Annotated in this window: 10 protein-coding genes; 7 read left to right on the top strand and 3 right to left on the bottom strand. The window is 62.0% G+C overall.

Annotated features, from left to right (window positions below):
* Nucleotides 1-82: 82 nt before the first annotated feature.
* From AC07W7_RS12715 to rloA, 3 genes are read right to left on the bottom strand one after another with little or no spacing between them, the layout of a single operon-like run.
* Nucleotides 83-1,069, bottom strand: coding sequence for an alpha-L-glutamate ligase-like protein (locus AC07W7_RS12715; protein WP_076961177.1), 987 nt, complete (start codon nucleotides 1,067-1,069; stop codon nucleotides 83-85).
* Nucleotides 1,069-2,601, bottom strand: coding sequence for an osmotic stress tolerance membrane protein RloB (gene rloB / locus AC07W7_RS12710; RefSeq protein ID WP_076961178.1), 1,533 nt, complete (start codon nucleotides 2,599-2,601; stop codon nucleotides 1,069-1,071). The genes AC07W7_RS12715 and rloB overlap by 1 nt, the downstream gene beginning before the upstream one ends.
* A 5-nt stretch (nucleotides 2,602-2,606) precedes the next feature.
* A complete protein-coding gene (gene rloA, locus AC07W7_RS12705; protein WP_076961179.1) occupies nucleotides 2,607-3,143 on the bottom strand; it encodes a retropepsin-like aspartic peptidase RloA in 537 nt (178 codons plus the stop codon).
* A 272-nt stretch (nucleotides 3,144-3,415) separates the two neighbouring features.
* On the opposite strand from rloA, the gene AC07W7_RS12700 reads away from it, so the two are divergent.
* From AC07W7_RS12700 to AC07W7_RS12670, 7 genes are all read left to right on the top strand, one after another.
* A complete protein-coding gene (locus tag AC07W7_RS12700) occupies nucleotides 3,416-4,126 on the top strand; it encodes a GntR family transcriptional regulator (RefSeq protein ID WP_236309184.1) in 711 nt (236 codons plus the stop codon).
* Nucleotides 4,123-5,016, top strand: coding sequence for a methylisocitrate lyase (gene prpB, locus AC07W7_RS12695; protein ID WP_495039429.1), 894 nt, complete (start codon nucleotides 4,123-4,125; stop codon nucleotides 5,014-5,016). Before AC07W7_RS12700 ends, prpB begins: the two co-directional genes overlap by 4 nt.
* Before the next feature lie 41 nt (nucleotides 5,017-5,057).
* Nucleotides 5,058-6,185 (top strand): bifunctional 2-methylcitrate synthase/citrate synthase, encoded by a 1,128-nt coding sequence (gene prpC, locus AC07W7_RS12690; protein WP_495039428.1) that lies wholly within the window; start codon nucleotides 5,058-5,060, stop codon nucleotides 6,183-6,185.
* Between the two features lie 187 nt (nucleotides 6,186-6,372).
* A complete protein-coding gene (gene acnD, locus AC07W7_RS12685; protein WP_495039427.1) occupies nucleotides 6,373-8,967 on the top strand; it encodes a Fe/S-dependent 2-methylisocitrate dehydratase AcnD in 2,595 nt (864 codons plus the stop codon).
* Between the two features lie 11 nt (nucleotides 8,968-8,978).
* Nucleotides 8,979-10,163 carry a 2-methylaconitate cis-trans isomerase PrpF gene (gene prpF / locus AC07W7_RS12680; protein ID WP_495039426.1) on the top strand — a complete coding sequence of 395 codons (1,185 nt, stop codon included), beginning with the start codon at nucleotides 8,979-8,981 and terminating at the stop codon, nucleotides 10,161-10,163.
* A gap of 189 nt (nucleotides 10,164-10,352) precedes the next feature.
* The gene (prpD, locus tag AC07W7_RS12675; protein ID WP_236309180.1) at nucleotides 10,353-11,837 is read left to right on the top strand and encodes a 2-methylcitrate dehydratase; all 1,485 of its coding nucleotides are present in this window, start codon (nucleotides 10,353-10,355) and stop codon (nucleotides 11,835-11,837) included.
* Between the two features lie 175 nt (nucleotides 11,838-12,012).
* Nucleotides 12,013-12,987, top strand: a complete 975-nt coding sequence (locus AC07W7_RS12670) for a hypothetical protein (protein ID WP_495039425.1) — start codon at nucleotides 12,013-12,015, stop codon at nucleotides 12,985-12,987.
* The last annotated feature ends 26 nt before the right edge of the window (nucleotides 12,988-13,013 follow it).

Below are 13,013 nucleotides of genomic sequence, written 5' to 3'. Positions count from 1 at the left end.
GGGGATTGTAGTCCCCTCAAGGATTTGCTCCTAGAGGGGATGTCGGGGATTGCTGGATGGAGGACGGGACCGGGTGTGGGGTTCAGCCTGCCACCGGCGGAATATGCCCAAACATTTCCTGGGCAAATTTCACCCGTTCTTCGGCCGTTTCCGTCACGCCCGCCGCCTTCAGTGCTTCAAGACGCGCCTCCACCGCATGGGTGCGCAAGGTCAGGCCGCAGTCGTTGGCGATCTGGATGTTCAGCCCGGGCCGGGCATTGAGCTCCAGGATCAGCGGGCCCTTTTCCTGGTCCAGCACCATGTCCACGCCGATATACCCCAGCCCGCACAGTTCATAGCAGCCGGCGGCGAGTTTCATGAAGCCGTCCCAGTTGGGCAGTTGCACGCCGTCCACCGCGTTGGTGGTGTCGGGGTGCTTGGTGATGATGTTGTTCAGCCAGGTGCCGCGCAGGGTCAGGCCGGTGGCCAGGTCCACGCCCACGCCAATCGCGCCCTGGTGCAGGTTGGCCTTGCCGCCGGACTGGCGGGTCGGCAAGCGCAGCATGGCCATCACCGGGTAGCCCATCAGCACGATGATGCGGATATCCGGCACGCCTTCGTAGCTGATGCTCTTGAAGATCTGGTCGGGCACCACCCGGTACTCGATCAGTGCGCGGTCACGGTGGCCGCCCAGGGAATACAGGCCAGTGAGGATGCTGGAGATCTGGTGCTCGATTTCCTCATGGCTGATGATTTTGCCGGACACCGTGCGATAGCGCCCTTCAAAGCGGTCGGCGATCACCAGGATGCCGTCGCCGCCGGCGCCCTGGGCCGGCTTGATCACGAAGTCGCTGCGGCCACCGATGATTTCGTCGAGCTTGTCGATTTCTTTCTCGGTGGAAATGATCCCGTACATCTCCGGCACATGGATCCCGGCCGCAATTGCCCGCTCCTTGGTGATGATCTTGTCATCGACAATCGGATACAGGCTGCGCTTGTTGTACTTGAGCACGTAGTCGGCATTACGCCGGTTGATGCCCATGATGCCCCGCGCTTGGAGGGCTTTCCAGGTCTTCCAGAACCCGAACATTACGAATCAGCCTTGAGGAAGGCCTTGAAACGCACCAGCTCGGTCAGGCGGTAGCCACGATAGCGCCCCATGGCCAGCATAAAGCCCACCAGGATCAACAGGATCGCCGGGAAGGTGAACACGAAGTAGATCAGCTCCGGCACGCTCATGATGATGTGGGCCAGGGACGCGGCGAACAGGGTGCCGATCGCGACTTTCATCGCATGGCCGCCACCGCGTTCTTCCCAGGTAATGGACAGGCGTTCGATGGTCATGGTCAGGATCACCATCGGGAACAGCGCCACCGACAGGCCGCGTTCCAGGCCCAGCTTGTGGCTGAACAGGCTGATGGCGGCGATCAGCACCACGACGAAGGTCAGCACCACCGACAACCGCGGCAGCATCTGCAGCTTCAAGTGCTCCAGGTAGGACCTAAGGGACAGCCCGAGCGCCGTAATCACCGTGAACAGCACAATGCCAAAGCCCAGTTGGGTCTCGCGAAATGCCAGGGCGATCAGCACCGGGGTGAACGTGCCCAGGGTCTGCAGGCCGATCAGGTTGCGCAGGATCAGGATCACCAGCACGCCAATCGGGATCATCACCATGATCATGAAGGTCTGCTGGGTTTGCAGCGGCAGGCCGTAGAGCGAGTATTCGAGGAAGTTGGCGTCGGTGTTCTCGTCCGTCAGCTTGGCCAGGCGGATCGCGTTCATCTCGCTGTTGTTCAGGCTGAAGGTCACGGCGGCTTTCTTGCCGCCATCGACGGTGATCAGGTTTTCATCGCCGGTCCACCACAGCAGGCGGTCGGAGGGTAGGCCCTGTTCGCCGGTTTCCGGGTTGAAGTACAGCCAGTCGTTGCCATTGAAGCTACGCAGCCATAGCTCCGGGGTTTGCGGCTGGTCGGCCACCAGGCGCAGGGTGTGGACTTTTTCTACCGGCACATGGGCGATGGACAGCAGCAGTTCGACGATCTTGGCCTTGTGCGGCGTGGACGGGTCGCCCGCCAGCAGCAGCTTGACGTTGTCGTCGTTGAGGTTGTTGGTGCGCTTGATGGCTTCGCTGATAAAGGTCTCGACGTCGGCCGAGTGCTGGCGGATCGGCGCCAGCAGGGCCTCGGCGGCGACTTTTTCCGGGCCTTCCACGGCGATGCTGTCGCGGAAGGTCGGGCCCTTGACCTTGAGCTTTTCGCCGCTGTAGCGCTTGGTCAGCACCAGGCGGTAGTAGAGGGTCTGGTTGCCCTTGGCGCGGCGGGCCGACCAGGTGACCTTGCGGTTGCCGTCGATGCGGTTGACGCTCACCCCGTAGTTATTGGAGATAAAGCTCTCATTGAGGCTGACAAAGTCGCGGCTCAGGGGCGGCACGAACATCTGGACTTTCACCGGGTCCTTGGCGTTGGCCACGAACTCGACCTTGGCGTCGATGTTCCACAGGTCGTCAGTGGCGTCTTCGGTCACCGGGATGCCGAGGACGAGGATCTGATAGGCCGTGACCGAAATGCCCAGTACCACCAGGACGGCGATCAGAATCTTCAGGTGCATAGTAAGAGAGCGCATTGGAATTACTCGGCGGTATGAGCGTCGGTGGCGCAGGCAGGTTTGCCCGCTGCGTATTTAAGACTGGGGTCGACCAGCGCATCAAAGCGTTTCAAGGCTTCGGAGCCGATCAGCAGCGGGTATTGGAAGGCGCTGCGGTCAGTCAAGTTCACTTCGATGCTGCGTAAAGCGGTGCCCATGCAGATCTCCAGGGCGATCACCGGACGGGCGGTATAGTTCTTGTCCTCATCGGGGTCGTAGTCACCGGCGCGGCGCTTGATCTTGCTGACGCGGGCCAGGGGGCGCTCGATGGGGTGCGAATGGGCGGTATCGATGGCCAGGTAGAAACGCACCCAGGATTCACCATTGCGCTTGAAGCGCTTGATATCCCGGGCGCTCAGGGACGCGGTCTTGGCGCCGGTGTCGAGCTTGGCGGCGACTTCCAGGTCAATGCCCGCCAGCTTGGCGTATTCATTGAGGCCATACACGGTCTTCTCGGCAGCGAGGCCAAGGCCCGGAAGCAACAGTAGGCAGAACAATAGGGGGAAGGGCTTGAGTCTCATAAATCCTGAGGCGGTGCAGTGCGATGTTTGATTCAAGGCGACTGGCATTGCTGCGCAAGCTCCCTCGTGCGCCTTTTCATCAAGAGATGTCAGGCAAATGCGGCGGGCATTCTAACATGAAGGTTATCTGGCGCCAGCGCTGGCAGCCGGCCATGCCCTAATAGGCATAAGCTGGGTTATTAGACGATTGTCGACAATGTGCATTTATTCTTTGACTATCCTGGGCGTATTGGCTAGTTTTTGCGGCATTGCTTTTAAAGGTGTCGACAATCATGCTGGATCAGCTGGAAATTCCGGTAGCAGGGCAGGACGATTCCCAAACGATGTCCGAGAACGTCTTCCGTCGTATCCAGGCCGCCATCGTCAAGGGCGAGATTGCCCCCGGCAGCAAGATTTCGGAGCCGGAGCTGGCGCGCACCTACGGCATCAGCCGTGGCCCGTTGCGCGAGGCGATCCACCGTCTGGAAGGCCAGCGCCTGCTGGTGCGCGTGCCCCATGTCGGCGCGCGGGTGGTGTCCCTGAGCGAAGCTGAGCTGGTGGAACTCTACGAAATCCGCGAGTCCCTCGAAGGCATGGCCTGCCGCCTGGCCGCCGAGCGCATGACCGACGACGAAATCGAGGAGCTACGCCAGGTCCTGCACACCCATGAGCGCGATGCCGCGTTCCAGGCCGGTGTTGGCTACTACCAGCAGGAAGGCGACTTCGACTTTCATTACCGGATCATCCAGGGCGCGCGTAACCGCACCTTGACCCAGATGTTGTGTGGCGAGCTGTATCAACTGGTGCGCATGTACCGCATCCAGTTCTCCGCCACCCCCAATCGTCCACGCCAGGCATTTGCCGAGCATCACCGCATTCTGGACGCGATTGCCGATCGCGACGGTGAACTGGCCGAGCTGTTGATGCGCCGCCATATCGGCGCGTCCAAACGCAATATCGCCCGTCACTTCCCCGACGGCGCCCCCTCGAGAGGTGAGTCATGAGTTCCTATAAAAACAGCACCCCAGGCCAGCGTTTCCGTGATGCGGTCGCCAGCGAACACCCCCTGCAAGTGGTCGGTGCGATCAACGCCAACCACGCGCTGCTGGCCAAGCGCGCCGGTTTCAAGGCTATTTACCTGTCCGGTGGAGGGGTCGCCGCCGGCTCCCTGGGCGTGCCGGACCTGGGCATCACCGGCCTGGATGATGTGCTGACCGATGTGCGCCGTATCACCGATGTGTGCGACCTGCCGCTGCTGGTGGACGTGGACACCGGTTTCGGCTCCTCGGCGTTCAACGTGGCGCGCACCGTCAAGTCGATGATCAAGTTCGGCGCCGCCGCGATCCATATCGAGGACCAGGTGGGCGCCAAGCGCTGCGGCCATCGTCCGAACAAAGAGATTGTGTCCCAGCAGGAAATGGTCGACCGCATCAAGGCCGCCGTGGATGCCCGCACCGATGACAGCTTCGTGATCATGGCGCGCACCGATGCCCTGGCCGTGGAAGGCCTGGAGTCGGCCCTGGAACGTGCCGCCGCGTGCATCGAGGCGGGCGCCGATATGGTGTTCCCGGAAGCCATCACCGAGCTTGAGATGTACAAGCTGTTCGCTTCACGAGTCAAAGCCCCGATCCTGGCCAATATCACGGAATTCGGCGCGACCCCGCTGTACACCACCGAACAGTTGAAATCTGCCGATGTTTCCATCGTGCTGTACCCGCTGTCGGCGTTCCGCGCCATGAACAAGGCCGCCGAGAATGTCTACACCGCGATCCGTCGCGACGGCACCCAACAGAACGTGATCGACACCATGCAAACCCGCATGGAACTTTACGATCGCATCGACTACCACACCTTCGAGCAGAAGCTCGACGTGCTGTTCGCCGCCAAGAAATAAGCGCAGCGCCTCCCAGATAACTACAAAATTGGAGAAGAACCATGGCTGAAGCAAAAGTACTGAGCGGCGCCGGCCTGCGTGGCCAGGTGGCCGGGCAGACCGCGCTGTCCACCGTGGGCCAGGCCGGTGCCGGCCTGACCTATCGCGGCTACGACGTGCGTGAACTGGCTGCCGATGCGCAGTTTGAAGAAGTCGCCTACCTGCTGTTGTACGGCGAATTGCCGAGCAAGGCCGAGCTGGCGGCCTACAGCGCCAAGCTGAGCAAGCTGCGTGACCTGCCCCAGGCGCTCAAGGAAGTGCTGGAACGCATCCCTGCCGACGCCCACCCGATGGACGTGATGCGCACCGGTTGCTCGTTCCTGGGCAATATCGAGCCGGAACAAGACTTCAGCGTGCAACGTGATGTCACCGATCGCCTGCTGGCCGCCTTCCCGGCGATCATGTGCTACTGGTATCGCTTCAGCCATGACGGCCAGCGCATCGACTGTGTGACCGACGAGCCGTCGATTGGCGGCCATTTCCTGCACCTGCTGCACGGCAAAAAGCCGAGCCAGCTGCATGAAAAAGTCATGAACGTGTCGCTGATCCTCTACGCCGAGCACGAGTTCAACGCCTCGACCTTCACCGCCCGCGTCTGTGCCTCGACCCTGTCCGACCTGTATTCCTGCGTCACCGCCGCCATCGGTTCGCTGCGCGGCCCGCTGCATGGCGGCGCCAACGAAGCGGCGATGGAAATGATCGAGCGTTTCTCCTCGGCCGAAGAGGCCGTAAAAGGCACCCTTGGCATGCTGGCGCGCAAGGACAAGATCATGGGCTTTGGCCACGCGATCTATAAAGACAACGACCCGCGCAATGAAGTGATCAAGGGCTGGTCGAAAAAACTCGCTGATGAAGTGGGCGACAAGGTGCTGTTCCCGGTCTCCGAAGCCATCGACAAGACCATGTGGGAACAGAAGAAACTGTTCCCCAACGCCGACTTCTACCATGCCTCGGCGTACCACTTCATGGGCATCCCGACCAAACTGTTCACCCCGATCTTCGTCTGCTCGCGCCTGACCGGCTGGGCGGCGCATGTGTTTGAGCAGCGTGCCAACAACCGCATCATCCGTCCAAGCGCCGAGTACATCGGCGTCGAGCAGCGCAAGTTCGTGCCAATCGAACGTCGCTGAGTGGGATGAGCCGAGCACACTGGCGATTGTGCTTCTCTGTGGGAGCGGGCTTGCCCGCGATGACTGACTGTCAGCCAGCATCCCTGTCGGCTGACATACCGCTATCGCGGGCAAGCCCGCTCCCACAAAAAAGCCAGGCCAGTGTCGACAGTTCGCCCTGTGAACCTACCGTGACCGAGTCCTGACGATGAACACTGAATTTCGCAAACCGCTCCCCGGCAGCCGCCTGGATTACTTCGACGCCCGTGCGGCGGTCGAGGCCATCACCCCCGGCGCCTACGCCACGCTGCCCTACACCTCCCGCGTGCTCGCCGAGAACCTGGTGCGTCGCTGCGACCCGGCGACCCTCAACGCCTCCCTGAGCCAGTTGATCGAACGCAAGCGCGATCTCGATTTCCCGTGGTTCCCGGCCCGTGTGGTGTGCCATGACATCCTTGGCCAGACCGCCCTGGTAGACCTCGCCGGCCTGCGTGACGCCATCGCCCTGCAAGGCGGCGACCCGGCCCAGGTCAACCCGGTGGTGCCGACCCAACTGATCGTCGACCACTCCCTGGCCGTCGAGGCCGGTGGTTTCGACCCACAGGCCTTCGAGAAAAACCGTGCCATCGAAGACCGCCGCAACGAAGACCGTTTCCACTTTATCGAGTGGACCAAAAAGGCTTTCAAGAACGTCGACGTGATCCCGCCAGGCAACGGCATCATGCACCAGATCAACCTGGAGAAAATGTCCCCGGTGATCCAGGTGCGTGACGGCGTGGCCTTCCCGGATACCTGCGTCGGCACCGACAGCCACACCCCCCACGTGGATGCCCTGGGCGTGATCGCCATCGGCGTCGGCGGCCTGGAAGCCGAGAGCGTGATGCTCGGCCGTGCGTCGTGGATGCGCCTGCCGGAAAGCGTTGGCGTCGAACTGACGGGCAAGCTGCAGCCGGGCATCACCGCCACCGATATGGTGCTGGCCCTGACCGAGTTCCTGCGCCAGCAGAAAGTCGTCGGTGCCTGGCTGGAGTTCTTCGGCGAGGGCGCCTCGGCCCTGACCCTGGGCGACCGCGCCACCATCTCCAACATGGCCCCGGAATATGGCGCCACGGCGGCGATGTTCTATATCGACGCACAGACCATTGCCTACCTCAAGCTCACCGGGCGCGAAGACGAACAAGTTGCCCTGGTCGAGCAGTACGCCCGGCACACCGGCCTGTGGGCCGATGACCTCAAGGGCGCACAATACGAGCGTGGCTTGAGCTTCGACCTGTCCAGCGTCGTGCGCAATATGGCCGGCCCCAGCAACCCGCACGCCCGCGTGGCCACCAGCGACCTGGCGGCCAAGGGCATTTCCGGGCAATGGGACAACGTACCGGGGCAAATGCCTGATGGCGCGGTGATCATCGCCGCCATCACCAGCTGCACCAACACCAGCAACCCGCGCAACGTGATCGCTGCCGGCCTGCTGGCGCGCAATGCCAACCGGCTCGGGCTGGCCCGCAAGCCGTGGGTCAAGTCGTCCCTGGCCCCGGGCTCGAAAACCGTGGCCATGTACCTCGACGAGGCCGGGCTGACCAGCGAACTGGAGCAGTTGGGCTTTGGCGTTGTCGCCTTTGCCTGTACCACCTGCAACGGCATGTCCGGTGCACTCGACCCGGTGATCCAGCAGGAAATCATCGACCGCGACCTGTACGCCACCGCCGTGCTCTCGGGTAACCGTAACTTCGACGGGCGCATCCACCCGTACGCCAAGCAAGCGTTCCTGGCCTCGCCACCGCTGGTGGTGGCCTACGCGATTGCCGGCACTATCCGTTTCGATATCGAAAAGGATGTGCTGGGCCTGGACGCGACCGGCAAGGAAATCCGCTTGAAGGACATCTGGCCGAGCGACGAGGAAATCGACGCGGTGGTCAAGGCGTCGGTCAAGCCTGAGCAGTTCCGCCAGGTCTATATCCCAATGTTCGCCATCCATGAAGACACCGGTCCGAAAGTCGCGCCGCTGTACGACTGGCGCCCGCAGAGCACCTACATCCGCCGCCCGCCGTACTGGGAAGGCGCCCTGGCCGGCGCGCGTCCGCTCAAGGGCATGCGCCCGCTGGCGGTGCTGCCGGACAACATCACCACCGATCACCTGTCGCCGTCCAATGCCATCATGCTCGATAGCGCCGCCGGCGAATACCTGGCGAAAATGGGCCTGCCGGAAGTCGACTTCAACTCCTATGCAACCCACCGCGGCGACCACTTGACCGCCCAGCGTGCGACCTTTGCCAACCCCAAGCTGTTCAATGAAATGGTCCAGGAAAACGGCAAGGTCAAGCAGGGCTCCCTGGCGCGCATCGAGCCGGAAGGCCGGGTCACGCGGATGTGGGAAGCCATCGAAACCTACATGGAGCGCAAGCAGCCGCTGATCATCATTGCCGGCGCCGACTACGGCCAGGGTTCGTCCCGCGACTGGGCGGCCAAGGGCGTACGCCTGGCCGGTGTGGAAGCGATTGCCGCCGAAGGCTTCGAGCGCATCCACCGCACCAACCTGGTCGGCATGGGCGTGTTGCCCCTGGAGTTTTTGCCGGGCACCGACCGCAAGACCCTGCAGATCGATGGCAGCGAAACCTATGACGTGCTCGGCGAGCGCACCCCGCGTGCGCAGTTGACCCTGGTGATCAACCGCAAGACTGGCGAACGTGTCGAAGTGCCGGTGACCTGCCGCCTGGACACCGCCGAAGAAGTGTCGATCTACGAGGCGGGCGGCGTATTGCAACGTTTTGCCCAGGACTTCCTGGAATCGGCGACGACCGCCTGAAGAGGTAAACCATGGCACATGCAGCGCAAATCAAAATCCCTGCCACGTACATGCGTGGCGGCACCAGCAAGGGCGTGTTTTTCAGCCTCAAGGACCTGCCCGAAGCGGCGCAGGTGCCGGGTGCTGCCCGCGATGCCTTGCTGTTGCGGGTGATCGGCAGCCCCGACCCCTATGACAAACAGATCGATGGCATGGGCGGCGCCACGTCCAGCACCAGCAAGACCGTGATCCTCGCCAAGAGTACCCGCGCGGATCACGATGTGGACTACCTGTTTGGCCAGGTGTCCATCGACAAGCCCTTTGTCGACTGGAGTGGCAACTGCGGCAACCTGTCGGCGGCGGTCGGCGCGTTCGCCATCAGCGCCGGCCTGGTGGATCCCGGCCGCATCCCCCAGAACGGCGTGGCCGTAGTGCGGGTGTGGCAGGCGAATATCGGCAAGACCATCATCGCCCATGTGCCGATCACCGACGGCGCGGTGCAGGAAACCGGCGACTTCGAGCTGGATGGCGTGACCTTCCCGGCGGCCGAAGTGCAACTGGAATTCCTCGACCCGGCAGCCGAAGAAGAGGGCGGCGGTGGTTCGATGTTCCCCACAGGCAACCTGATCGACGACCTGCAAGTGCCGGGTGTCGGCACCTTCAAGGCAACGCTGATCAACGCGGGGATCCCGACGATTTTTATCAACGCGCAAGACCTCGGCTACACCGGCACCGAGCTGCAAGGCGCGATCAACGGCGATCCCAAAGCCTTGGCGATGTTCGAGACCGTGCGCGCCCATGGCGCGTTGCGCATGGGCCTGATCAAACACCTGGACGAAGCGGCCCAGCGCCAGCACACACCGAAGCTGGCGTTCGTGGCCAAGCCTGCGGATTACCTGGCCTCCAGCGGCAAGGCGATCAAGGCCGACGATGTTGACCTGCTGGTGCGGGCGCTGTCCATGGGCAAGCTGCACCACGCGATGATGGGCACGGCGGCGGTGGCGATTGGCACGGCGGCGGCGATTTCCGGGACTTTGGTCAACCTTGCGGCGGGCGGCGTGCAACGTAATGCCGTGCGCTTCGGGCATCCGTCCGGCACCTTGCGCGTGGGCGCTGAAGCCAGCCAGGTCAACGGCGAATGGGTAGTGAAAAAGGCCATCATGAGCCGCAGTGCGCGGGTCTTGATGGAAGGCTACGTGCGCGTCCCCGGCGACTGATCGTTCCCACGCTCTGCGTGGTAACGCATCCGGTGGCGCTCTGCGTCACCATTGGACGCAGAGCGTCCCAAGCGGCATTCCCACGCAGAGCGTGGGAACGATCAAGTTAGAGCAGGCGTAAGACCTGCCACAAACGACCAACCCTGAGCCTGAGGAAGGAACCCACCCCACCTATTTTGGAGTACTGCCATGAGCGCCAACGTCGACCAGAATAACCGCCCCGACTACGACCAGGTGTTGCAGGACATCGCCGATTACGTCCTCAACTACCGCATCGATTCCCCGGATGCCCTGGACACCGCCCGCAACTGCCTGATGGACACCCTCGGTTGTGGCCTGCTGGCCCTGCGTTTCCCTGAATGCACCAAGCACCTGGGGCCGATTGTCGAAGGCACGGTAGTGCCGTTCGGGGCGCGGGTGCCGGGTACGGCCTATCGCCTGGACCCGGTCAAGGCCGCGTGGGACATCGGCTGTATCGTGCGTTGGCTCGATTACAACGACACCTGGCTCGCCGCCGAATGGGGCCATCCTTCGGATAACCTCGGCGGCATCCTTGCCGTCGCCGATCACCTTGCGCAAAAGCGTGTGGCCAATGGCGATGCACCGTTGACGATGCGGGCCGTGCTGGAAGCGATGATCATGGCCCACGAAATCCAGGGCGTGATTGCCCTGGAAAACGCCTTCAACCGTGTCGGCCTCGACCATGTGCTGCTGGTCAAAGTCGCCTCCACGGCGGTCTGCGCCAAGTTGATGGGGGCCAACCGCGAGCAACTGCTGGCGGCATTGTCCCAGGCGTTTGTCGATGGGCAGGCGCTGCGCACCTACCGCCATGCGCCGAATGCCGGGTCGCGCAAGTCCTGGGCGGCGGGGGATGCGTCGAGCCGTGGCGTACGCCTGGCGGACATGGCCATGCGTGGTGAGATGGGCATCCCCGGCGTGCTAAGTGCGCCGCAGTGGGGGTTCTACGACGTGCTGTTCAGCCATACCAACCAGGACCTGGCCCTCAAACCTGAGGCCAAGCGCACGTTCAGCCTGCCCCAGCCCTATGGCACCTATGTGATGGAAAACGTGCTGTTCAAGATCAGCTTTCCCGCCGAATTCCACGCCCAGACCGCCTGTGAAGCTGCCGTGACCTTGCACCCGCAGGTCAAGCACCGCTTGCACGAGATCGAGCGGATCGTGATCACCACCCACGAGTCGGCCATTCGCATCATTTCCAAGGTCGGCCCATTGGCCAATGCCGCCGACCGTGATCATTGCCTGCAATACATGACCGCCGTGCCCCTGGCGTTTGGCAACCTGGTGGCCGAACAGTACGAAGATGAGTTCCATGCCGCGCACCCGATCATCGATGAACTGCGCGGCAAAATGCAGATCGTCGAAGACCCACGCTACAGCCGCGAGTACCTGGAAGCTGACAAGCGCTCCATTGCCAACGCGGTGCAGGTGTTCTTCACCGATGGATCGAGCACCGAGCAGGTTGCGGTGCAATACCCGATTGGCCATCGTCGGCGCCGGGCAGATGGCATTCCCTTGCTGGAAGACAAGTTCAAGGCCAACCTGGCCACGCGGTTTACCGCCCAGCGCAGTGCCGAGATCTTTGCGTTGTGCAAGGACCAGGCACGGCTTGAGGCGACGTCGGTGAGCCGATTTGTGGCGCTTTGGGTGATCTGAAGGCCCGGCGGAGAAGGATGACGTTGAAATTGACATATCTTGCTATGCGTACGGCCTACCTCTCTTAGGAACCGTATTCCGATAAATGCCAATCAGATAGCCAGATGACCTGTAATACAGAGTCGTCTGGCCAGCAAGACCTGTGAGCCAAACACCGGAATCTGAGAGGTTCTTCATGACTAGCGTAAATTATCAGCCGTACGCGGCCCGCCATCCCTATGAAATGCCCCCCAAGCCAGCGCCCGCTCAGCACGAAGGCAGCGCTGAAGCGCCTATGTCCTCGCAGGCCCAGGCAGATTCAGCCTCACCTCGTCAGCCAATGACTGCCCAGCAGCGCGGGCAGTTCGCGGCACATAAAGCCCTGGTCAACTCACCGTCATCCCCGGTCAATACTGACCCGGCGCGGCTTGCACAGCTGTCCAAGGAAAACAATCAACTGAGCGAAAAACTTAACCAGTTGGTTGCTCAGTTCTCGCCCGTAATCAGGCAGCTTCAGAAGCAAGTGGCTGATCTGACTCAACAATTCAATACTATGAAGGCCTCGGAAAAATCGGGTTCCCCATCGAATCAAAGTGTCAGTGACAGTCCAGAGGCGCAACAGAGCCGTGTGTCATCTGAAGCGCCTGCCCGTGCAGAAGGCAGTACACCGGTGTCCGGGCAAGATACGCCTCGTAATCTGGAGCAATTGACTGCCGAAAATGATCAATTGCGCGAGACGGTTGGGCGGCTGCAAACCCAGTTCACTGCGGTGGTTGGCAAGCTGCAAGAGCAGATTCAGGGGTTGACTCAGAAAATGGGAGGGGCGGATACCTCTGCAAGTCAGACGCCTGCCGATACCCCGGCGTCGAAGACTGATAGCGATACCCCGGCTTCGAGGGCTGATAGCGCTACCTCGGCTTCAAAGACGGGTAGCGATGCCCCGTCGGACACTGGGTCAACTGAGCAAGCATCCAGCACCCGGGATGCCACGCCATCGGCTCAGCCCACTGAGCCAACGGCGGCGACCCGCAGCGTTGACGATCTTCTGCGCGAGAACGAGCAGCTGCGTACTCGCATTGATCAAATGATGAGTGAATTCACTCAGGTGATTACCCAACTGCAACAGCAAATCGCGCAATTGAGTAAGCAGATCAGTGCGATGGCGAAGTGATGGACACCATAAGCGGTCTATCGACT

This window comes from Pseudomonas sp. GW821-FHT01D09 (assembly GCF_059422465.1).
This window is presented reverse-complemented; position numbering and strand designations above follow the sequence as displayed.

Bases quoted from the DNA above. Each gene is read 5' to 3' on its own strand.
- AC07W7_RS12700 (WP_236309184.1), top strand. From the start codon at position 3,416: ATGCTGGATCAGCTGGAAATTCCGGTAGCAGGGCAGGACGATTCCCAA.
- prpC (WP_495039428.1), top strand. From the start codon at position 5,058: ATGGCTGAAGCAAAAGTACTGAGCGGCGCCGGCCTGCGTGGCCAGGTG.
- prpB (WP_495039429.1), top strand. From the start codon at position 4,123: ATGAGTTCCTATAAAAACAGCACCCCAGGCCAGCGTTTCCGTGATGCG.
- prpF (WP_495039426.1), top strand. From the start codon at position 8,979: ATGGCACATGCAGCGCAAATCAAAATCCCTGCCACGTACATGCGTGGC.
- rloB (WP_076961178.1), bottom strand. From the start codon at position 2,601: ATGCGCTCTCTTACTATGCACCTGAAGATTCTGATCGCCGTCCTGGTG.
- AC07W7_RS12670 (WP_495039425.1), top strand. From the start codon at position 12,013: ATGACTAGCGTAAATTATCAGCCGTACGCGGCCCGCCATCCCTATGAA.
- prpD (WP_236309180.1), top strand. From the start codon at position 10,353: ATGAGCGCCAACGTCGACCAGAATAACCGCCCCGACTACGACCAGGTG.
- acnD (WP_495039427.1), top strand. From the start codon at position 6,373: ATGAACACTGAATTTCGCAAACCGCTCCCCGGCAGCCGCCTGGATTAC.
- rloA (WP_076961179.1), bottom strand. From the start codon at position 3,143: ATGAGACTCAAGCCCTTCCCCCTATTGTTCTGCCTACTGTTGCTTCCG.
- AC07W7_RS12715 (WP_076961177.1), bottom strand. From the start codon at position 1,069: ATGTTCGGGTTCTGGAAGACCTGGAAAGCCCTCCAAGCGCGGGGCATC.